The 21,595-nt window shown below is 35.8% G+C and carries 18 protein-coding genes; 11 read left to right on the forward strand and 7 right to left on the reverse strand.

Annotation, left to right across the window (positions count from 1 at the left end; translation table 11 throughout):
• Positions 1-172: 172 nt before the first annotated feature.
• Positions 173-1,375 (reverse strand): DUF763 domain-containing protein, encoded by a 1,203-nt coding sequence (locus FFJ24_RS08650; protein ID WP_138821123.1) that lies wholly within the window; start codon positions 1,373-1,375, stop codon positions 173-175.
• 374 nt (positions 1,376-1,749) lie between these two features.
• On the opposite strand from FFJ24_RS08650, the gene FFJ24_RS08655 reads away from it, so the two are divergent.
• Positions 1,750-2,853 (forward strand): metallophosphoesterase, encoded by a 1,104-nt coding sequence (locus FFJ24_RS08655; protein ID WP_138821124.1) that lies wholly within the window; start codon positions 1,750-1,752, stop codon positions 2,851-2,853.
• Here the strand turns inward: FFJ24_RS08655 and FFJ24_RS08660 are convergent.
• Positions 2,839-3,915 (reverse strand): sensor histidine kinase KdpD, encoded by a 1,077-nt coding sequence (locus tag FFJ24_RS08660; protein WP_138821125.1) that lies wholly within the window; start codon positions 3,913-3,915, stop codon positions 2,839-2,841. The two genes, FFJ24_RS08655 and FFJ24_RS08660, sit on opposite strands and share 15 nt — an antisense overlap.
• A gap of 147 nt (positions 3,916-4,062) precedes the next feature.
• Here FFJ24_RS08660 and FFJ24_RS08665 point away from each other — a divergent pair, with 147 nt between their 5' ends.
• Complete coding sequence (locus FFJ24_RS08665; protein WP_138821126.1) at positions 4,063-5,535, forward strand: glycoside hydrolase family 130 protein; 1,473 nt, start codon at positions 4,063-4,065, stop codon at positions 5,533-5,535.
• A 1,499-nt stretch (positions 5,536-7,034) separates the two neighbouring features.
• Here the strand turns inward: FFJ24_RS08665 and FFJ24_RS08670 are convergent.
• On the reverse strand, positions 7,035-9,305 hold the full coding sequence (locus tag FFJ24_RS08670) for a glycosyltransferase family 4 protein (protein WP_138821127.1): 2,271 nt from the start codon (positions 9,303-9,305) through the stop codon (positions 7,035-7,037).
• A 131-nt stretch (positions 9,306-9,436) separates the two neighbouring features.
• Here FFJ24_RS08670 and FFJ24_RS08675 point away from each other — a divergent pair, with 131 nt between their 5' ends.
• The gene (locus FFJ24_RS08675) at positions 9,437-10,207 is read left to right on the forward strand and encodes a Ku protein (RefSeq protein ID WP_138821128.1); all 771 of its coding nucleotides are present in this window, start codon (positions 9,437-9,439) and stop codon (positions 10,205-10,207) included.
• Between the two features lie 90 nt (positions 10,208-10,297).
• Here FFJ24_RS08675 and FFJ24_RS08680 read toward each other — a convergent pair whose 3' ends face one another.
• Positions 10,298-11,416 carry an alpha/beta hydrolase gene (locus tag FFJ24_RS08680; protein WP_138821129.1) on the reverse strand — a complete coding sequence of 373 codons (1,119 nt, stop codon included), beginning with the start codon at positions 11,414-11,416 and terminating at the stop codon, positions 10,298-10,300.
• Positions 11,417-11,556: 140 nt separating this feature from the next.
• Here FFJ24_RS08680 and FFJ24_RS08685 point away from each other — a divergent pair, with 140 nt between their 5' ends.
• From FFJ24_RS08685 to FFJ24_RS08690, 3 genes are read left to right on the forward strand one after another with little or no spacing between them, the layout of a single operon-like run.
• Positions 11,557-11,925 carry an STAS/SEC14 domain-containing protein gene (locus FFJ24_RS08685; RefSeq protein ID WP_138821130.1) on the forward strand — a complete coding sequence of 123 codons (369 nt, stop codon included), beginning with the start codon at positions 11,557-11,559 and terminating at the stop codon, positions 11,923-11,925.
• 12 nt (positions 11,926-11,937) lie between these two features.
• Entirely contained in the window at positions 11,938-12,090 is a 153-nt protein-coding gene (locus FFJ24_RS26015; protein WP_168202418.1) for a hypothetical protein, read from the forward strand.
• 21 nt (positions 12,091-12,111) lie between these two features.
• Positions 12,112-12,918 carry a mechanosensitive ion channel family protein gene (locus FFJ24_RS08690; RefSeq protein WP_138821131.1) on the forward strand — a complete coding sequence of 269 codons (807 nt, stop codon included), beginning with the start codon at positions 12,112-12,114 and terminating at the stop codon, positions 12,916-12,918.
• Between the two features lie 3 nt (positions 12,919-12,921).
• Here FFJ24_RS08690 and FFJ24_RS08695 read toward each other — a convergent pair whose 3' ends face one another.
• Positions 12,922-13,290: a response regulator transcription factor gene (locus tag FFJ24_RS08695; protein WP_138821132.1), complete on the reverse strand. Its 369-nt coding sequence runs from the start codon at positions 13,288-13,290 to the stop codon at positions 12,922-12,924.
• Between the two features lie 143 nt (positions 13,291-13,433).
• Here FFJ24_RS08695 and FFJ24_RS08700 point away from each other — a divergent pair, with 143 nt between their 5' ends.
• The 4 genes from FFJ24_RS08700 (at position 13,434) to FFJ24_RS08715 (ending at position 17,088) form a co-directional block, all read left to right on the forward strand.
• Positions 13,434-15,647, forward strand: coding sequence for an ATP-binding protein (locus FFJ24_RS08700; protein WP_138821133.1), 2,214 nt, complete (start codon positions 13,434-13,436; stop codon positions 15,645-15,647).
• On the forward strand, positions 15,648-16,067 hold the full coding sequence (locus FFJ24_RS08705) for a response regulator (protein ID WP_138821134.1): 420 nt from the start codon (positions 15,648-15,650) through the stop codon (positions 16,065-16,067). It begins immediately after the preceding gene.
• A 73-nt stretch (positions 16,068-16,140) separates the two neighbouring features.
• Positions 16,141-16,725, forward strand: a complete 585-nt coding sequence (locus FFJ24_RS08710; protein ID WP_138821135.1) for a biliverdin-producing heme oxygenase — start codon at positions 16,141-16,143, stop codon at positions 16,723-16,725.
• Between the two features lie 183 nt (positions 16,726-16,908).
• Complete coding sequence (locus tag FFJ24_RS08715) at positions 16,909-17,088, forward strand: hypothetical protein (RefSeq protein WP_010602585.1); 180 nt, start codon at positions 16,909-16,911, stop codon at positions 17,086-17,088.
• A 324-nt stretch (positions 17,089-17,412) separates the two neighbouring features.
• On the opposite strand, the gene FFJ24_RS08720 is transcribed toward FFJ24_RS08715, so the two are convergent.
• Together FFJ24_RS08720 and FFJ24_RS08725 are read right to left on the reverse strand one after the other, a co-directional pair.
• Positions 17,413-18,453, reverse strand: a complete 1,041-nt coding sequence (locus FFJ24_RS08720; RefSeq protein ID WP_138821136.1) for an HmuY family protein — start codon at positions 18,451-18,453, stop codon at positions 17,413-17,415.
• Between the two features lie 24 nt (positions 18,454-18,477).
• Positions 18,478-20,550 (reverse strand): TonB-dependent siderophore receptor, encoded by a 2,073-nt coding sequence (locus FFJ24_RS08725; protein WP_138821137.1) that lies wholly within the window; start codon positions 20,548-20,550, stop codon positions 18,478-18,480.
• Positions 20,551-20,652: 102 nt separating this feature from the next.
• Here FFJ24_RS08725 and FFJ24_RS08730 point away from each other — a divergent pair, with 102 nt between their 5' ends.
• Positions 20,653-21,591, forward strand: coding sequence for a helix-turn-helix transcriptional regulator (locus tag FFJ24_RS08730; protein WP_138821138.1), 939 nt, complete (start codon positions 20,653-20,655; stop codon positions 21,589-21,591).
• Positions 21,592-21,595: the final 4 nt, after the last annotated feature.

The following is a 21,595-nucleotide window of genomic DNA, read 5'->3' on the forward strand; positions in this document are numbered from 1 at the left end:
TAATCAAAAGATCTCTCCACTGCGGTCGAGATGACGATTTATCCTAACCTGCATCCAACTCCTTTGTTTTGGCTAAAATCCTGATCTATAGATAAATAGATCCTTAAGTGAATTTACTGCGTAGCTTTCCGCTTTGCTACAGGTCAGTATGACGAACATGCAAAAAAGTAAATTAAAACAACTTCAACTGCTCATTTATTGGTGGCTTTTCTTTCCCAAAAACTGTTCTGCCACCGTATTTCCAGCTTTCAGCACGTTCTTTTTGAATTACCTTTTCAAAATCCATATTTGGAACAAAGTCTTTTTCTGCATTACGGGCAATTTGATGGAGCGATTTTATCGCTTGCTGTTTATCTGTATTTCCAATCTTCGCTTTTTCAATTGCTTTTTGCAAAACACTTATGGTCTCATCATAAACATTTACCGGAACAGGGAAGGGATGGCCATCTTTGCCACCATGTGCGAAAGAATAACGCGCAGGATCAGTAAACCGGGAAGGCGTACCGTAAATCACCTCACTCACTAAAGCCATAGATTGTAAGGTCCTTGGTCCCATGCCTTCTAGTAATAATAATTCTTCAAAATCGCTGGGTTGTTTTTCCTGTGCCAGCCACAAAATACTTCCCAAACGTTTTAAATCTACATCTTTCGATTTTACATCATGATGATCGGGTAGTACCAACTTTTGTATTTCACTAAGCATCCTCGTGGGAGATTCAGCTGTCATACTCATCATGCTCTGCCTCGCCTGATCAGCATCATTAGCCGTTAAGTTTAGGATCTGACCTTGATTAATGCCACAGATTCCCGTATGGGGTTCTTCTACAAAAGATTTTAAGTTTTCAGAATGCCAATGGTATCTTCTGGCTGTAGCACTATTGTCGCTCATGCCTTGCTGCACTACTGCCCAATCGCCTTCATTACTTAAAATAAAACTATGAAGGTACAGTTGAAAGCCATCCTGAATGGCAGTATTGTCTACTTTTGCACTAAGTTTACTCGCGCGAACCAATTCAGTTCCATTTAACCCCGTTTTATCAGCAATTTTTAAAAGCTCATTTGGCGTTTCCCTGCTGTGTTTTCCTTTGCCTCCACAGATGTAAATTCCCAATTCTTTTGATAATGGATTAATTGATTTCTTTAAAGCACCCATTACTGAAGTTGTAATTCCTGATGAATGCCAATCCATCCCCATTACCGCACCTAAACTCTGAAACCAAAAAGGACTGCTTAAACGACGTATTACTTCTGCTTTACCATATTCCATCAGGATGGCTTCCGTTATAGCTAGTCCAAGTGTGGCCATACGCTGCGCCAGCCACGGTGGTACATGGCCATAATGTAATGGTAAATCTGCGCTTCCTGATCTTTTCAATGCTAACAAAATTAGTAAAATGTATTTAATAAAACTAATTTTGCCATGGAAAGAGCGGAAATAAGCCAATTAAATGTATTACATTAATGAGATAACTATTTGATGTAATTAAATCTTTTGAAATATATTTCAAGATGCATGAGCTTATATTCTCCTAAATGCCTTATATGGTTAAATTATTGCCGTAATAATTAGAAACCATTATTTTTTTAACCATGCAAGACATACGAGGTTCATTTAAGGGTTAAAGCATTAACAATTTGTTATTGCTTTAAGATTCCCAATCAAGTTGGGAATGACGTAACGACAAAAACGATTCATGATATTTTTTGTTATTTTGAGAAACAATAATCCTGGCGAAGACTCATTTATACATGCGAAAATTCTTACAACGTTTACTCAGTGCCTGGATTATTCGGATGTCGAATAGATTTGGGTCAAGGCCCAACCGTAAACGTATCCATGAAGCTTTAAATAAACTTTATAAAACTATAAATACCAGCCCCGGGAAACGGGGACTTATTTTTGAAGTTACCAATACTGATAAATTCATCATTCTGTCAGATCAGCATAAAGGTGCCCGCGATTATGCTGACGATTTCACTTTAGCTGAAAAGAATTACCTGAAGGCACTTGAATATTACAACCTGCAGGATTTCCATTATATAAATCTGGGAGATAGCGAGGAGCTTTGGGAAAATTTACTCGAATCTGTAATTAAACACAATAAGGAAACGTTCGAAGCAGAGAAAGCCTTTATTTCAAAAAATCATTTTACAAAGATATTTGGCAACCATGATTTATATTGGGATAATGATCCTTTAGCAGGATTTAACCTCAATAGAATTTACGGAACTAAAATCCGTATTTACGAAGGAGCAATTTTACGGATGCGAGTGGGAAAAAGTAAACTTGATATTTTCCTGACCCACGGACATCAGGGAGACTTGCAAAGTGACGGAAACTGGTTTAGCAAATGGTTTGTAAGTACAATTTGGGCTCCATTGCAATCGTACCTTCAAATTAACCCGAATACGCCTGCATATAACAACCAACTTAAAACAGCACATAATGCATTGATGTACAGCTGGGCAGCTACAAAAAAGAACCTTGCTTTAATTACAGGACATACACATCAACCGGTTTTTGCTTCGTTAACACACCTGGAACGGATTTACGTAAACCTGAATAAAGCCAAAAAAGAAAAAAATGCTGAAGGTCTTGCTGTTTTAAATGCAGAGCTTCGTAAGCTGATAAAAGAAGGAGATAAAGCACCAAGCTTTGGCAAATATAAACCTGGTTACTTCAATAGCGGATGTTGTTGTTTTAGTGATGGCGATATGACTGGTATCGAAATTGAGAACGGCTTTATAAGATTAATAAAATGGTCGTATCATAGAAATGCTATTCCTGAAAGGATTTTACTCGAAGAAATGAAACTCAGCGAATTATTAGATTTAAACTTATTTAATGGGTAACGTTACGAAAAATGTTGTACCTGAATCTTTTCCTTCGCTTTCTACCCAAAGCTTTCCCTTATGTATATCCACTAAAGCATTTACGGTGATTAGACCCAGGCCATAAGTATTTTCATGATCTGTAGGTACAGCAGTTAATGTTGCAAATTTTAAGAAAATTTTATCAAGATCGTACTCTGTTAATCCAACACCATTGTCTTTTATGGCAATAGTTACTTCATTTTCTACGGTTTGATGTGATATTTTAGTTTCCTTTCCTTTTGGAGAAAATTTAATAGCATTATCAAGCAACTGGCTAAAAATGACCTTAAGTTTGTCAGCATCACCAAAAATTTCAAGCGGAGCTTCAATATCGATCAAAACGGTTTGATTTTTCTGTTTAAGCGCTAAATCCAAATTAAACTTTACTTCTTCAATTAATTCTTTTAGGTCAACTTTTGTTTTTTTTGGCTTAAATGAATGGGCTTCCTTACGGGCGGAACTCAAAAGACCTTCCAGATTGTCGATCATTCTTTTAGATTGCGTATTGATCTTTTCCGCAATCAGGCTAGCTCTTTCATCAATGCCAGGAATCCGTCCTAATAACTCAGATTGAAGTGAAATGGTCGTCATCGGGTTTTTAAGATCATGAACAAGTACATGTAAACGATCATCATAAGCCCTTAAAGCCTTTCTGATCGCAATTCTGGATTCCAGTTTTTCTATTACCATATCAGCCAGTAATTTCAACATACTGAGTTGTTTTTCTGTAGCCGCTTTAGGTTGGTCGCCTGCAGCGTAAATCTGGCCAATATCAAATCCATCAGGTGTGATGAATGGTGCGCTAACATAAAAAACAGATTCATCAGGAAACGATGAACCGATCTGAGATTTTATGAATATTTTTTCGGAAGCCTGAAAACAGATACCTGCATGAGGGACCTCAAAAATAGCAGCGGCCAATTGCGTTAACTGATCAAAAGCATTTTCGGCAGGTGTATCCAGGATATCATAATAACTTAATTTTGCCAGATGCAAATTTTCATTTGAATGAGGGTTATTTTCTGCTTGATCGATATTCATTAAGGCCTTTTTAATTAGAATAGGAATGAAAAACTAAAGGTAAAGATTATGATAATAATGTAAACAATTAAGTCGTAAATTCCGTTAATATAATTTACAGTAAATAGTGCGGCAAAACGTAAAATTACTACCAAAAAAGCTTAAACGATGAGATTATACATAGAGCGTAAACCGGTTAAGGTTAATCCGGATACTAAAAGAGTTATTGCCCGTTTTTTTTTCAACGGAGAGGAGAGAGCATTAGAAGTAATTAGAAAGGTTTTAGAGTTTTCAGACGAAAAAGTGTTTTCACTGATTTCGCCCATTTTGCAGGAATATTCGAAAAGGCACCGAAACATCACGAAGATTTTAACACGTCACTGCAAAAAGTTAAAAAAGCAGTTTATTGCATTGGGTACCGAATTGGAAGATGTAGATGAATATACGAGATTGCTTATCGGAGCCTATTTTACACACGAATATTCCATTGAATCGGCTGCATTTTTTAACCCGAGTATTGTTGATGATCCTGATCAGACCGATCTGGTAGAAGGAGAAAAGCGGGTAATTATTAGCTTCAGGGCTGTAGGTGAGGGGCACATTTCTTCCATAGTTTTCCGCCGTGCTTTGATCGATAAAAACAATAATATCCAGGTTTTACCAGTAGGCAATTATGTTGATGAGGCTGAGGTAGTTAAAAATGCAATCTACGTTAAAAAACTCTTCCTTAAAAAAGCGGCTTATGCGCAGATCGATCCTTCTGTGCTCGAAGAAATTGAAGCAAAACTGGACGATAAATTTGAATACACCAGCTTAAGCAATATCATTAAGGATTCAAAAAGTCTGCATAAAGAAAATCCAACACGACTGATCGAATACGATAAAATACTTTGGCTATCAGATACTTATCATACCATAACTTTTTCAAAAGATACCGATATTTCTGATCGTGTAATTTTTCCTATATCTGAATTTGAGCGTAAAGGAATTGAAGATGCACGTTTTGTAAAATTTATTAAAGATGACGGAAAAGTGCTGTACTATGCCACATATACAGCTTTTGATGGTTCTTTAATTATTCCTAAGCTGGTACAAACAGAGGATTTTTATGAGTTTAAGGTAATTCCGCTTTATGGAGATGGTGCACAGAACAAAAACCTGGCGCTATTTCCAAGAAAAATTAAAGGAAAATATGTAATGATGAGCCGGATAGATGGCTGGAATAATTACCTGATGTTTTCGGACAAGGTTAATGTTTGGGAGAACCCAATACTGTTAAAACAACCTCGTTACGATTGGGAACTGGTACAGATCGGTAACTGTGGTTCTCCGATTGAAACGGAGAAAGGCTGGATTGTGATTACCCACGGCGTTGGCCCGATGCGTAGATATTGTATTGGTGTAAGTTTGTTGGATCTGGAAGATCCGAGTAAAGAAATTGGTCATTTAAAAGAGCCTTTAATTATCCCAAATAACGACGAACGCGAAGGTTATGTACCCAATGTGGTTTATTCATGCGGTTCGATCATCAGCAACGGTGAACTGATTATTCCTTATGGATTGTCTGATTACAGCTCTTCTTTCGCAACAGTAAATTTGGAGCTGCTGTTGAATAAATTATTGGAAAACAACGATAAATAATTAACGATATTTTCTCATTACAACTAGTGTGATGAATTTAACATCATTAAACCTCGCAGGTTTCTGAAACATGCGAGGTTTTGATAGCATAGTCCTTTTCATTGATCAGTGAAGACAATGGTGATTACACTCAATATTCAGGTCTTTAAGGATACAAACTGGGGCAGTTGTGAATCTTAAACCCTAAGAACCACCTACCAAATTTAAATAAACCTGATAGAACGGAAAGCCCGAAACGAAGCATGAATGAGGACTTGAAGAGATAGCAGGACTGCTGTAACCGAAACGTACCAAACCCTGATTTTTAAAATAATATTGACCACCTAAGTCATTTGAGTCAATTTAAGGATGATTTGGCTTTTTCCTGCAAAAAAGAGGCTATCTCATAAATATAGAATTGTCATCCTGAGCTTGTCGAAGGACCCTGTTTTAGATATCTTAATAGGCGTTTCGATAGGCTCAACGTGACAAATTCGATTAAATTACAATTTATGATAAAGCCTGCCTGTAGAAAATATTTTTACCATGATCTATGAATCTTAATCCTAAGAACCACCTACCAAATTTAAATAAACCTGATAGAACGGAAAGCCCGAAACGAAGCATGAGTGAGTACTTGAAGAGATAGCAGGACTGCTGTAACCGAAACGTACCAAATCCTGATTTTTAAAATAATATTGACCACCTAAGTCATTTGAGTCAATTTAAGGATGATTTGGCTTTTTCCTGCAAAAAAGAGGCTATCTCATAAATATAGAATTGTCATCCTGAGCTTGTCGAAGGACCCTGTTTTAGATATCTTAATAGGCGTTTCGATAGGCTCAACGTGACAAATTCGATTAAATTACAATTTATGATAAAGCCTGCCTGTAGAAAATATTTTTACCATGATCTATGAATCTTAATCCTAAGAACCACCTACCAAATTTAAATAAACCTGATAGAACGGAAAGCCCGAAACGAAGCATGAGTGAGTACTTGAAGAGATAGCAGGACTGCTGTAACCGAAACGTACCAAATCCTGATTTTTAAAATAATATTGACCACCTAAGTCATTTGAGTCAATTTAAGGATGATTTGGCTTTTTCCTGCAAAAAAGAGGCTATCTCATAAATATAGAATTGTCATCCTGAGCTTGTCGAAGGACCCTGTTTTAGATATCTTAATAGGCGTTTCGACAGGCTCAACGTGACAAATTCGATTAAATTACAATTTATGATAAAGCCTGCCTGTAGAAAATATTTTTACCATGATCTATGAATCTTAATCCTAAGAAGCACCTACCAAATTTAAATAAACCTGATAGAACGGAAAGCCCGGAGCGAAGCATGAGTGAGGACTTGAAGAGATAGCAGGACAGCTGTAACCGAAGCGTGCCAAACCCTGATTTTCAAAATAATATTGACCACCTATCCATTTAAAGATAAACTGACTTATCTATAAAAAAGCTGGCTCATTTCTGAACCAGCCTTAATATTTATTTCCAAGACAAATTAATCTTAGCTACATTTATCTGCCTCTACTAAGGGGGAAGACAAGGTTTCATATTCTGCTTCTGCTGCTTTAAGGATAGCCAGGTGCGAGACAAAGTAAGCCAGCGTACTTTCGGCACCTTGATTTCTGTTGACGCTGTTAAATTGTAAGCCATCTGCACAGCCATGTGTTTCAAAATCGTACAATGGAATATGTAAGCTGTTTTTCCCTAAAAACCACTCATAGCTGATATGCATTAAACTTAAATACTTTTCATCTTTAGTTACTTCGAAGGTTTTAGCATAGAGTAAAACCATTGCCATCGTTTCTATAGCCTGTTGGTCATATATAGGATTTTTACCGTGTTTTTTCATCCATCCGGCATTGCCAACAGGATTTAGGTATCCGTTTTCGAAAGAAAAGCTATTTAAAAATTCAACACTTTCTATGGCAATTTTATAAGATGCAGTATTCCCGGTAACTTCATAATGATGAAGCAAGGCCAAAGGAAGTATTGCATTATCATAAGTAAGAATATCTTCAAACCAATGCCAATCGCCATCTTTATTGTCTTTATATGATGCCATTAATGAATTGGCCAGCAAATTGATTTCTTTTGTAATTAACTCATCGCCAGGATGGGCACACAGGTAATAGGATAGACCAATAATGGTATTTGCTTTTCCACGGAGGTATTTTAATTCTTTGAAATGTGGAATAGAGTGCGAAAATAATTCCCTGCCGAATTCACGGTAAGAATTGTTGGGTGCGCTGCAAACTAAATAGCCCAATGCCCAGATGGTTCGGCCGAAAGAATCTTCTGAGCCTATTTCATCCAAATAATTGCGGTTAAAACTCAGGAAATTCCTGAAATTCCCATCATCCGTTTGCATATATTGAATAAAACTAAGATAAACAGGCATCAATTTTAAAGCTTTAGGATTTTTATCCTGCTCTATAGCCATTAAAGCCATAATTAGAGCTCTGGCATTGTCATCAATACAATAGCCTTCCTTCAAATTTGGAATACCAAAACGGGCATGCTGAATGATTCCGGTATCATCTGTCAACAATGAAATATGGTTTAAATTAAGCGCTGGCATACCTTCAACATCAATAATAGGAGGAGTAATCCTTTCTGGTTTTTTTCCTGCAGCCAAAGCCTCATCTAATACGCTAAGATAAACACTTCCAATCGCCGGCCAACGAAGATTTAATCCATATTTATAAGCATTTTTCCTCAGCTTCTGATATTTATCTTGATCACTTAATAGCTCGTTTACAATGGTTGCCAATTGTACATCATTCTTAAAATCAAACAATTTGCCTCTGTTATCGGCTAAAAGTTCCTGCGCATGCCAATATGGGGTAGAAACTACTGCTGCACCAGCACCTACCGCATAAGATAGTGTACCACTGGTAATTTGTGCTTCATTTAAATAAGGTGTAATGTATAAATAACAGGCGGTTAAATATTGATGCAATTCTTCCTCAGATACAAATTTATTGACGAATGCAATATTATTTTCTACGCCCAAATCTTTCGCCAGTGCTTTTAAACTATCACGATATTCTTCACCGTTATGTTTTACCACACCGGGATGGGTATTGCCCAAAATCACATACAAAACATCAGGATGTTGTGCTACGATGTTGGGTAAAGCTTTAATCACCGTTTCTAAACCTTTATTCCTGCTAATTAAACCAAAAGTAAAAAGCACTTTTCGATTTTTAAACAGTTCACTTTGTGCAATTTCGTTATTTGGTATAGGTTCCAGATCCGGAACACCATGCTCTATTAATTTAATAGAAGCCTTAGGAATCTGGTAAATACTGGTTAAAAATAAGACTGCTTTTTTGCTCATCACCACTATTTTAGATGATTTAACTGCAATTTCTTTAATAATGGTCTGCTGCATAAAATTCGGTTCTTTTAAAACCGTATGCAAAATGGTAATGAATGGTTTTTTTAATCTGTTAATTAAAGACAATAAGAATACACCGCTATTGCCGCCATATATACCAAATTCATGCTCAATGATACAGCTGTCTACATCACTGTTATTGATAAAATCTGCTGCATCAATATAATCTTTTTGATTTTGTTGACGAATAACAAATTTTACTTCGTTTGGGTAATCGTGTTCATTAACATCATCCGATTCATTTAAGGCAACAACAAAACTTTTTTGCGGATTGTAAGCTGGATTTAAACTTAATGCATTAACCAAATTCTGATTAAAAGTTGCTAAACCACATTCGCGCGGAGGATAGGTTGAAATATAGGCGATTTTCATAATGTATTTCAAATAGGGTTGATACTTAAATAACATTACATTATCCAAATAGTTTGTGATTTCGTCAATTTACGCTTAATAAACCCAAAACAATCTGTTTTAGGTGCTTGTTAGTAAGTAAATATTAAGCTATGAGATCAATATGGAAAGGTTCGATTGGGTTTGGTTTGGTAAATATCCCGATTAAGTTGTTTTCAGGAGTCCAGAACAGTAATCTTGATTTAGATATGCTCGATGAACGCGATCATGCAAAGATTAAATTCCTTAGAGTAAATGAAAATACACATAAAGAAGTTCCTTATGAGAAAATAGTTAAAGGCTATTTTTTAAAAGACAGGTACATCGTTTTAGATAAGCACGATTTTGAAGAGGCTGCACCTGAAAAAACTAAAATTATAGAATTAGAGAATTTTGTTGATATAAAAGAGATAAATCCTATTTATTACGAAACTTCTTATTATACCGAGCCTGAAAAGCAGGGCAAAAAAGCTTATAGTTTGTTGTTAAAAGCATTGCAAAAATCTGGTAAAGCTGGCGTGGCCAGATTTGTTCTCAGGAATACAGAAAATCTCTGTGTTATTCATCCCATGGAAAACGTAATTGTAATCACAAAAATCAGATTCGAACAGGAAATCAGAAGCTTATCTGAGCTTAATAAGGTTGATGATATTACCATCACCAAAAAAGAAATGGATGTGGGATTAGCTTTGATCAAACAATATAGCTCAAAATTCGATTTGAGTACATTTAAAGATGATTACAGTACCGAATTATTGAAAATTATTAAAGCAAAAGCTAAAGGAAAACGAGCTACTGTGAAGAAGATGAAACCTCAAAAAGCTTCCAGTGATGATTTGTATGATCAACTGATGCAGAGCTTAGGTTCGAAGAAAGGAGCGTAGTTAAGTTGGGCGTTTTGCAAACGCTTACGCCAAGCGCTAAGCAAAATCTTTCTGGAGCTAAACCTTATGTTTTGCTCCAGAAAGATTTAACTATTTAAAAGCAGCTTTCAATTGATCTGCGGCATAAGCCTGGGCAGCTTTCGCTTCAGGCACAAGTAGCGCCATCCCAAAAAATTCGTGTGTTACTCCTTCATAATTTTTACTGTTAACTTTTACCCCGGCAGCGCTCAGTTTTTCGGCTAGTATTACTCCATCATCATGTAAGGGATCTATTTCAGCCGTGATAATAGTTGTTGGCGGAAGTCCTTTTAAATTGGCATTAACCAATGATATTTTAGGGTCTTGCGCTTCGATCATGCTATTAAGGTATTTTTCGGTAAACCAGCTCATCATCGCTTTATTTAACGGCTTTGCATTTTCATACATTTTATACGATTTTGTATTCATATCTGCCTGAGCAATAGGATAGATCAAAACCTCGTGTACAGGAAGCATGATATGTTTGTTTCTGGCCATAATAGATACATTTGCCGCTAAATTCCCGCCTGCACTTTCACCAACCACTGCAATTTTTGCTGGATCAGCTTTTAAGTCAACTGCATTTTTTATAGCCCATTCATAGGCTGTAAAAGCGTCGTTATGTGCTGTGGGAAATTTGTTTTCGGGTGCTAAGCGGTAAGCTACAGAAACCACAATTGCATTAACCTGTTCAGCCAAAGCCTGGGCAGATGCATTATAAACATCTAAATTAGCGATAACAAAACCGCCACCATGATAATAAACAATGAGCGGATAGGGTCCATTTCCTTTTTTAGGGGTGTAAACGCGCAAATGAATTTTACCATCATTAGCCTCAATATCCTTACCCGTTGTATCTACCTTAGGTGCAGGGACAACAATATTATTTTGTTTGATTAAATCCATTACCGCGTCTGTGGGTGTATGATTCTTACGCGCATCAGTAGCACTTAAAGTTTCTAAAGGCTTATCCCCATAACTGCTTAATTTTTCTATTACCACCTGCATTTCCGGTTTTATTGTTTTTCCCCATTCAGGTGCTGGTCCCGCAGGTTTTAATGCCGCATTTAGAGTAGAGTCAGTTATAGTTGAGTCTGTCGCTGCAGTGGTTTTAGTTTCACCTGTGCAGGCTGAAAGTAAAACAGCCATTCCACAAACAATGGTGAAAGGTTTTAACAAGTTGGTTTTCATAGAATTATTTTGATTTTGTAAATATTGTTTTATAACAGGATCGGTAAGACAAGTGTTTTTATTATTATACAACTTTTCAGAATTTACATAAATGGCAAACTTCTTATCGAATTAAAGTGTTGTTAAATAAAAGAAAAAGTATGCTAACAGAAATAACAGGGCTTCCAGATCATATTTTTGGCGTAAGAGCTACCGGAGAAGTTACAAGCGATGATATTAAGAGCGTTCTATTAACGGGTTTAAAAAGAACGGCCGACCGGTTTAAGGAAATCAGGTATTTGCTTGTTTTGGAAACTGATGTGAAGAATTTTACTGCCGGTGCCTGGGTACAAGACGTTAAAGCAGGTTTACAGAATTTTAACAAATGGAAAAAAATTGCAGTAGTAAGCGCTGAAAAAGGAGTTGAGTGGTTTACTGATGTTTTCACCCTCGCTACACCTGGTAAATCAAAAGGCTTTAAACCCGAAGAAATAGAAGAGGCAAAGGCATGGCTGAATGCTGAAGATTAACAATTATAAAAGATGAAAAATTCTAAAACATCGGCAGAAAGTAGCAAGGCTACGGCACCGAAAAATACAAAAGCTAAAGGCGCTGATGATAAAGTTACATCAGCAAAAGATGCAAAGAAAGTAGATGTAACTAAAGACAAGGCAGTTAAAGAGAAAAACCAGTAATAAGAGACAGAGAATACTAATATGAAGATTGATGCCGGTAATATTGACCATTTTTATGATAAGGCCTATGATTGGATAATTGATAAAGGGCCATCTGTAATTTTAGGTATTGTGTTGCTTATTTTAGGCTTGTGGTTGATTAAGTTACTGGGAAAATGGATGCAGGGTGGTATGCACCGCAAAGATATAAATCCTTCATTACGCCCATTTTTAACCAGTTTAATACTCATTAGCTTAAGAATTTTACTCGTACTTACTGTAATGCAGATTATTGGCATTCAGCTTACTTTTTTAACAGTTTTGATAGGTGGTATTGGAGTTGCAGCTGGCTTAGCACTATCCGGTACGCTGCAAAATTTTGCCAGTGGTGTATTGATTTTACTATTAAAACCTTTTGTTGTGGGTGATAATATTATTGCACAAAGCCAGGAAGGAACGGTATCTTCAATCCAGATATTCTATACCATAGTTAAAACCTTTGACAATAGAACTGTAGTTATTCCCAATAGTAAATTATCGAACGAAGTGATTATCAATATCAGCAGAGAGGGTATTAGAAGATTGGATATTGAAATAAAATTTAGTTATGGGATAGACTATGATAAAGTGGTTTCCATTTTCAATAAAACAGTCGATGAATTTAGTTCTTGTTTAAAAACACCAGAACGGAGAATAGGCGTATCTGCTTTAGAAGATAGTGGTTTCAGAGCAAATATAAATGTTTGGGTCAATGCACACGGATTTACAGATACTAAACTCTCTTTTCTGGAAGTGTTAATGAAAAACCTAAAACTTGGAGGAATAAAATTGCCAGGTATGGCTGAATAAAAACTATTTCCTCAGCAAAGCATAAATCTTGTCCATCAACTCGTCGATGTTAAAAGGTTTGGCCATAAAATCATCTGCTTCTATACCATCTAATGTATAGTTGTTCGCATTATAACGGGCAGAAATCATTAATACGGGAATATGCATGGTAGACTCTGTCTCTTTAAGTTCTTTTAAAAGTACCCTTCCATCAACGTCAGGGAGCATAATATCCATAATTATTACATCTGGATTAAACTCCTGAACATGGTTAATAAAATCAGCACCTTTGTTCAGTCCATCAACATTAAAAGCTTCGCTTTCTAAAATAAGTGTAATAACATCAAGGATTGCATGGTTATCTTCAATAACTAAAATATTTTTCTTTGCCAAAGTTTGAATGATTTTTTTAAATTCAAACAAATATATAATAAAAAACAAATCTCAAATCCGAATTTATCAAATTAGAGACATTCTAAAATATACCCTTTATATTTGTTGATTCGTTAAATTAAATTTGCTGCAATAAAATACGTATGACTAAATTTTCTGTAGACCTAACCAATTGTGATAAAGAACCCATTCATATCCCGGGCAAAATTCAATCACATGGTTTTCTGGTAGCTGTTGACAAGAACAGCTCAACCATTACCTATATCAGTGAAAATACAGGAGATTTTTTACAAGAACAAGCCAGAAGCTTATTAAATAAACCACTGTCAGATTTAAATCACTCTATTAAACAACAAGACGCTGCGTTTAATATTGAAGATTTACTGAAACTGGGTATTATACGCAAAAGTTTCGATGCCATTAGCCCGCACCCCATCGAAATTAACGGACATCCGTTTTATCTCATTATTTCTTCATCAAAAAACGACTGGTTACTAGAATTTGAACCTGTTACGCTGCAATTCGACATTCAAAGTTCAATTGGCCGTTCAGCTTCATCCATGCTTCAGGGAAAAAACATTTCCGCCTTATTGAAGGGGGCGGCCAAAGAAGTAAAAAGGCTGATCAATTACGACCGTATTATGATCTACAAATTTTTGGAAGATGGCCACGGCGAAGTTGTTGCAGAAGAAAAAGAAGAAACATTAGAAGCTTTTTTTGGCCTGCATTATCCGGCATCAGATATCCCGAAGCAAGCCAGAGAACTTTATAAACTTAATTTAACGAGGCTAATTGCAGACGTAAACATAGCCGATTCAAAAATTATTACATTTAAAGAAAATGAAGCACTTGATTTAACCAATGGAGGCTTAAGAGCAGTATCTCCCATACATATTCAATATTTAAAGAATATGGGTGTTCACTCCAGTTTTAGTATATCCTTAATTTCTCATGGAGAGCTTTGGGGTTTAATTGCATGCCATAATTATAGTCCGAAATTTATTGATTATAAAGCGAGAGAAGGTGCAAAGCTAATCGGACAAATTCTTTCCTCTGCATTGGAATATCGCCAGGAAGAAGAAGACGCAAAAATTATTGAGCAATTTAAAAGTACCGCAAACATTCTTTCAGAGCATTTAACACGTGATAAGTATTTAATTGAGGCGATAACTACGCATAAACGTACTATTTTAAATGTTACCAAAGCGTCAGGTGTGGCCGTCATTTTCGAAAATGAACTCAAAACTATTGGAAATGTACCATTGGAAGAAGATATAAGAGCACTTTCAGCATGGTTGAAAACGGCCAATGATGAGTCGATATTCTATACCCATCGATTATCTGAAATCTATTCTCCCGCTAAAAAATATAAATCTGTAGCTTCCGGTATTCTTTCCTGTATTATCAATAGGGAAATGGGTGAAATGGTGATTTGGTTTAAACCCGAAATGATTACCAACGTAAATTGGGCAGGAAATCCTGAAAAATCTGTAGTTCCATCAGAAAATGGTTTAATGAGCCTGTCTCCGCGTAAATCTTTCGAAATCTGGTCGGAGGTAGTGAACAACACGTCTGAAAAATGGATGGCTGAAGAAGTTGACTCTGTGTTAAGGATACGAGAAATTATCATTGCCGATATTAATAAAAAGGCGAATGAAATTAGATTACTTAATGAGAAATTGCAGGCAGCTTACGAAGAACTGGATACGTTTAGTTACACCGTATCACATGATTTAAGAACCCCTCTTACCTCGATTAAAACTTACGCAGAGCTGATGCTTAAAAACAAGAGCATAGATGATGGAGGTAAAAAAATGTTAAGCAGGATTTTAGCCGGCGCTGATAAAATGAACTCATTGATTAAGGAGATTTTAAATTTAGCAAGAGTCGGCCGTTCTGAGGTTAATTTTGAAACAGTCAACATAGAATCTTTGATAAAAGATATCAAAAGCGAGGTGTGGTCGGCCTATAAAGCAGATCATTCAGTGTTAATTTTAGGACAACTCCCTAACATCAAAGGTGATAAAACCATGATTACGCAGGTTTTTACAAATTTAATTGGAAATGCTGTTAAATACTCTGCCATGGTTAATGAACCCAAAATCGAGGTTTCTTCGTATATAGACGGAGGAGAGATTATCTATTCAGTTAAAGACAATGGTATAGGAATTGATAACCGGTATTATGACAGAGTTTTTGAACTTTTTAAACGTATGGATAATGTGAAGGAGATTGAAGGATCAGGAGTGGGACTTGCTATTGTAAAAAGGGTTGTAGAAAAACATCATGGCAGAGTTTGGTTTGAGAGTAAGTTGAATGTAGGATCGACCTTTTTTGTAGCTTTTAAAAACAGATAAATGAAAACACCAGATATATTTTATGTTGAGGATGATATAGATTATGCATTTTTTATGCAAAGTGCTGTACAGGAAGTTAAGGATACACTGAATTTAACAATAGTTGAAGATGGGGTAGAAGCATTGAAAAAACTTCAAAATTTTGCTGAAAATAAAACTAAGCCGAAATTAATTTTACTCGATTTGAATTTACCAGGCCTGTCTGGTTTGGATTTATTAAAATTTATACGGGATATTCCTTATCTGAAAACCATACCCGTAATCTTGTTTTCAACATCTGATAATCCGGACGATGTAAAAGCCTCAATAGAATTTGGCGCCAATGCCTACCTTACCAAACCTGACGGTTACGAAAACTTAGTTAAATGTGTACATTCCGTACACGACTTTTGGTTTAACCAACATTTAAGGTTAAATTAAAATTGAATAAACAACATAGATAGATTCGGACATTAAGTCCGAATCTTTTTTATTTAGTAATAAACTCCCAAATATGATTTCCAATTTATTGAGAACTGAAACTGCACAAAATCATAAAACCTTAGAATCCTTGATGTTCGTTAATGAGATTATGAACAATTCGTTAAGTACAGATCAGTATAAAAAGCTATTAACTATTAATTATATTATTCACCAAAAATTAGAGAATACACTTGCAAATAGCCTGGACGCCGCTATTGCTGAGCAATTGGGGATGAAAGAACGATTGAAGCTAAATGCTTTAACGCAAGACTTAAATTACTGGAATATCAGTAGCTTAACCTTACCAGGATTAAATTTTGAATTATTTGTGCCGGAAATAAATACGGCAGAAGTTTTAGGCGCATTATATGTGCTAGAAGGGGCAACATTGGGGGGTAACGTAATAAAAAGGCATATTCTTGCCAATCCGAATTTTAAAAACCACGAAGATGGCCTAAATTATTATGGTGTTTACGGTGAGGAGCTTAGCACAAAATGGAAAATATTTGTTTCTGTAATCAATCAGCATATCTCTGAAGCGGATTATGAACGATGTGTAAATAGTGCCAACTTAACCTTCAATAACCTGATCAAGCTCTCTGAACAATTGGCATAAGTGATAATATTTTATCTACGAATTGTGAAAAATGGGGCTGCAATAAGTTCCAGGGCATTTTTTTGATTCTGAAAATGTGCAAAACTTATTGTAAATAAATATTTGCTTTCTGTTGTTAATTCAAGGTAAATATGTATTATTGAAAAAAATAAATTTTTTAAACCTTAAAAACATCAATTAGCGATGGAAAAATTCTCAAAAGTTAAAGCTGCTGTTGCTGCTATTGAAGCAGATGTAGAAAAATTTTATAATGCTGGCAATGCAGCTGCTGGTACTCGTGTGCGTAAAGCAATGCAAGATCTTAAAGTTTTAGCACAAGAAATCCGTGCAGAAGTAACTGACAAGAAAAACTCTGGAAAATAATATTTCGCGAGTATGAAACAAAAAGGGTTCTGGTATGCCAGGCCCCTTTTTGCGTTTATAGCATTTGTTATACTTAAGAAGTTTAACCGTAATATGTGCGTCAGAATTCGTAAGTCTCACAGGTTCGCACATCGTCACCTTGAACTTGTTTCAGGGTCTTAATGAGCTTACCATATAGATGCTGCAATAAATCCGATAGCTACCGGATCAGCATGAAGCCCACAAATTAATAACACCTATAAAAAGATAAAGCTCCCCATCGCGGAGAGCATCTATCCAACTAACAAAACATATTTTTTAACGGGCGATAAGCCTTACTTACATTTATCCTTTTTTAACCAATTTATATTCGATAACCGGTTTACCTCTTTCACCACCGTCGCCAGAAATGTAACTATTGAATTTCAGTTTATAATAATTACCTGCAGCATCTTTAATAATATAACAAAGATCACTTTTAACTGCACCGCCTGTACCTGCCTGGCTAGGCGAAGTTCTCCAGCTTGTTCCAATCACATCTTTTGCAGATAGAAAAGTAATACCAGCTAAATCAGCCTCTGTAAACGTTGAATAAGCGTCTTTTTTAGATACCATTGCTGCACTTACGCCGCCTAAGTTATTAATAGAAATAAAATCCTGAACCCAATAAGGCGACCCTAAACCAGAGTTAAACGTACTATAACTCCATGAAATATCCCATGCACTTTTTGCTGGTTCGGCCTGAACAATTTTATTGTTTTCTAATGAAACAAAAACCAGATTATAATCGGCACTTTTAGGCACATCCATAGTTTTTATTACAGTTTCATTTAGCCGGGCATATTGAATTTTATAACCAGAACCGTTACGGGTAACTTTTAATTTAAACCACTTGTCTTTATCCTTATTTCCTTCATAGCTTAATAAATAAACTTTATTATCTGCTTCGGTAGCACTTACTTCAGCAAAAGCTGTTTTAGTGACATTTCCATCCCAATAATCAACTAATGATACAGTAAGCGGATCCATGATGTCGTGATTTAAATTAACGTTTGTTCCAGGATCTGCCAGTGTAACAGCTGTAATATCGGTTTTTGAGGTAGCCGTTGCGGTAGTTTGATAGGAGGAGTTAAGTACAACTCTGAATTTACCATCAGAAGTTAACCCGATATTGAAGCTTTTTCTCTCTGCAGAAGTCTGTTTATTTGCGCTAAAATCTACATAAACGATATTTGTATAGTTTGATTCTGCTGTTTTGCCACTAAGTGTTAACGTACTTCCATCAGAAGGTGGAGCAATAAAAATGGGTTCATCGGTATCTTTTTTACAAGCTGTAAATGTTATTGCTAAAAAAGCCACAGCGATCATTGAGTTAAGTTTATTCATCTTGTTTTAATTATGTTATTATTGTTAAAGTTTATTCCAGTTATAGGTTAGCCCAAGTACATACGATCGACCATAACTATATGGAACATCGCCACCTATGCTATGCGCCCCGCCAGTAGCGGTTGAAGTATTGCTGAGTTGTGTAACATTAAAAAGGTTTTTAATACCAGCATTAATGGTTAAAGATTTAAACAGATTTTTGTTCAGCATTAAATCTGCAGTATGGAAATCGCCAATTTTTGTCAGTCTTACTGAGTTGGGATCGTTTTCTATAGTAAGTTTATAGTTTGGTAAGCTCCCCGTATATTTATAAAAGAGGCTGATACTCCCATTTATTTTCGGAAGCGTATAAGTTATATTCGAATTTACTTCCGTAGCCCAAGCAAATTCTGGAGTTTCCAATTGTGGATTGCTCACCCTTAAATCATTGTATCGGCCGATATATGATACACCCAGTGTAGCTTGAATATTTTTATAAATCAAGGTATTATCCAATGTACCACCAGTAGTTTTATATTTTTCTACGTTAAATAGTGAGGTTATAGTGTTATTTGTAGGAGACTGAGCAAAATTTATCCTGTTTTTAAATAGATTATAAAAAGCCGATAGGTTAGAGCGGAATTGCAAATCTTTCTCATGTATGCCTGACCATGCCAAAGAACCATTAAAACTATTCGATTCTTCTGCTTTTAAATTGGGATTACCCAAAATATTATGACTGGCATCTACAAAATCATAATACAATTCCCTCAAGGCAGGTGAACGAAAACCTTTCGCATAAGCCAAACGCAGATCTAAATCTTTTGTTAAAGTAAATTTGGTATTTAATGACGGAATTACAGGTGGAGCATCGTAAATGGAATTTTTAATAAACCTCAATCCTGGCCTTACTCTTATTCCACCGGTAAGTTTAATCTCGGCAGAAATAAACGCTGCATAATCATTGATGACCGGCGATCCGTTAATTCTCTGCCCACTGGCTGCATCTCTATTGTATTCGATTCCGGGCTGAAATACAATTGATTGATTCAATACGTAAATTGCAGTGGCCCTAAAAATAGCTGAGTTGAATTTTGCGATATCCTGTTCGCCCTGATCCACGCTTAATCGTTCTGTGTTGTTTGTAAAATTATGGATAACAGTATGGGTTGATCGTTGTAAATCGGTGTAACCTCCTATAGCTGTAACCTGTAATTTATCATTTACCCTCCATTCGGACTGCAATTGTTGCGTATAACGTTTGGTCGTGTACGTGGACAGCTTCCCTTCGAAACTTGATGGATTTATTCCAAAACGCGAATCAATATCCTCGTTTAGCCCATCTAAACGATACCATATATTGAAATTTTGATTTCTATAACCGATTTTAGTATTACCAAGCCATTGCTCCTTAGGCTTCCATTGATTTTTATGGCTGTTAAATTCTTCTAAAAATGCTGTTTTTGGAGCCATATTCCAGCCACCGAAATCGTTATGTGATGCACCAAGCAAAACACTCCAGCCTTTTTGCTGCCAACTAATACTCAGATTCTGATTATGCTGACCCGCACCATGGAGCAGGTTATATTCTTTTCCAGCTGTCTCTTCCTGTACACGCACATTAACGCTTAACAATGGCTTTCCGGGATTTTTGGTTATAATATTAATTACGCCGGCCAGAGCATCAGTACCATATATAACAGACATCGGGCCTTCTACAATTTCAATCCTTTCAATGGTATTAACGTCTATCTGATTTAAACTTTCGCGGGCATCCGATCGATCTACCATAGGTACGCCATCCAATAAAATTTTAATATTCCTGCCAGTCATTCCCATTAAAGAAACATCAGTTGTGCCTAAGGTTAAATCATTGCTAAAACGAAAACCGAGTTCGGTATTTAAAATCTGCTGTACATTGGTTGCTGCTCTTAACTTAATCCGTTCTGCACTTATGGTTTTTACATTGTATACCGAATTTTTCAAAGTCTGCGGCCCGTACTGTCCCGTAATTACTACCTCTCTCAAATCATTTGCCTTTGCTGTATCCATTTTAATTTCCTGAGCCACAGTAACAAATCCATAAAGCGATAAGGCAATTGATAAATATATCTTCATTTATTTAGACTAATTATAAATAATTATGCAAATTTGTAGATATTCAATAAAAGCAGATAACGTTAAACGGATAATTAATACCGCTAAACGGATTAAATAAATATGGAAGTTAAACTCTCTACCTATCCAGAAGGAAAAATTATTTATGAGCACACCTACCCTGATAATTTTGATGGTATTAAAGATGTAGAGGAGATGGTATCAGAGTTAAAAACAGCTCATGCCAACTTGCGTATAAACCAAAAGTGGTTTAGCGGGATTCATATTGCTATTGTAGAAATTGGCCCCCAAGAGGAAGAAAGTTTTAGCTTTGAATCTTCCCAACAGCATATTGGCTTTCTATTTTGTCTGAGCGGCACAATTAATTATTATAATAACAGGCACCAAAATAATTTTTTATCACTGGCTAAAAACGAGCAGGACTTTAATATAGGCAGGGTTAATTCGATTAAATTTAATGTAGTAGAGAAAACCAGTTATCTTTATATACAGCTCACCGAACAATATTTCTGCCAGGTAACAGGAGGAGAACCTGGCTATGAGATTAAAACAACCATCCAAAAATCCACCAGCCCGGAAATTGGTTTGATACTGCAGCAAATTATTTACCCCAGACACGAAGCTAGATTAAAGCGACTATTTTTGGAGGCCAGGATATTTGAATTGATTATTGCTTATTTTAATCAAAAACAAGAAAAACAAACAGGCATAATAAAAAAGAATGATATAGAAAAAATTCTAATGGCCAAACGATTGGTTGAGTACGATTTACAAAATCCGAATTCATTAATGGAATTATCGCGGAAGGTTGGTATTAATGATTATAAACTTAAAAGAGGTTTTAAGGAACTAACGGGATTTACTGTATTTGGCTATCTTTACAAGATCAGGATGGAAAAAGCCCATTATTTTTTATCCAAAGAAAAGAAAACTGTAAATGAAGTTTCTTTTCTTGTAGGCTATAAAAATGCACAACACTTTATTACTGCCTTTAAAAAGCAGTATAATATTTTACCAGGAAGTTTAAACAAAAGCCAGTAATTCA

Source organism: Pedobacter sp. KBS0701, from assembly GCF_005938645.2.
Lineage (GTDB): Bacteria > Bacteroidota > Bacteroidia > Sphingobacteriales > Sphingobacteriaceae > Pedobacter.

Bases quoted from the DNA above. Each gene is read 5' to 3' on its own strand.
- FFJ24_RS08655 (WP_138821124.1), top strand. From the start codon at position 1,750: ATGCGAAAATTCTTACAACGTTTACTCAGTGCCTGGATTATTCGGATG.
- FFJ24_RS08660 (WP_138821125.1), bottom strand. From the start codon at position 3,915: ATGAATATCGATCAAGCAGAAAATAACCCTCATTCAAATGAAAATTTG.
- FFJ24_RS08665 (WP_138821126.1), top strand. From the start codon at position 4,063: ATGAGATTATACATAGAGCGTAAACCGGTTAAGGTTAATCCGGATACT.
- FFJ24_RS08670 (WP_138821127.1), bottom strand. From the start codon at position 9,305: ATGAAAATCGCCTATATTTCAACCTATCCTCCGCGCGAATGTGGTTTA.
- FFJ24_RS08675 (WP_138821128.1), top strand. From the start codon at position 9,437: ATGAGATCAATATGGAAAGGTTCGATTGGGTTTGGTTTGGTAAATATC.
- FFJ24_RS08680 (WP_138821129.1), bottom strand. From the start codon at position 11,416: ATGAAAACCAACTTGTTAAAACCTTTCACCATTGTTTGTGGAATGGCT.
- FFJ24_RS08685 (WP_138821130.1), top strand. From the start codon at position 11,557: ATGCTAACAGAAATAACAGGGCTTCCAGATCATATTTTTGGCGTAAGA.
- FFJ24_RS26015 (WP_168202418.1), top strand. From the start codon at position 11,938: ATGAAAAATTCTAAAACATCGGCAGAAAGTAGCAAGGCTACGGCACCG.
- FFJ24_RS08690 (WP_138821131.1), top strand. From the start codon at position 12,112: ATGAAGATTGATGCCGGTAATATTGACCATTTTTATGATAAGGCCTAT.
- FFJ24_RS08700 (WP_138821133.1), top strand. From the start codon at position 13,434: ATGACTAAATTTTCTGTAGACCTAACCAATTGTGATAAAGAACCCATT.
- FFJ24_RS08705 (WP_138821134.1), top strand. From the start codon at position 15,648: ATGAAAACACCAGATATATTTTATGTTGAGGATGATATAGATTATGCA.
- FFJ24_RS08710 (WP_138821135.1), top strand. From the start codon at position 16,141: ATGATTTCCAATTTATTGAGAACTGAAACTGCACAAAATCATAAAACC.
- FFJ24_RS08715 (WP_010602585.1), top strand. From the start codon at position 16,909: ATGGAAAAATTCTCAAAAGTTAAAGCTGCTGTTGCTGCTATTGAAGCA.
- FFJ24_RS08720 (WP_138821136.1), bottom strand. From the start codon at position 18,453: ATGAATAAACTTAACTCAATGATCGCTGTGGCTTTTTTAGCAATAACA.
- FFJ24_RS08725 (WP_138821137.1), bottom strand. From the start codon at position 20,550: ATGAAGATATATTTATCAATTGCCTTATCGCTTTATGGATTTGTTACT.
- FFJ24_RS08730 (WP_138821138.1), top strand. From the start codon at position 20,653: ATGGAAGTTAAACTCTCTACCTATCCAGAAGGAAAAATTATTTATGAG.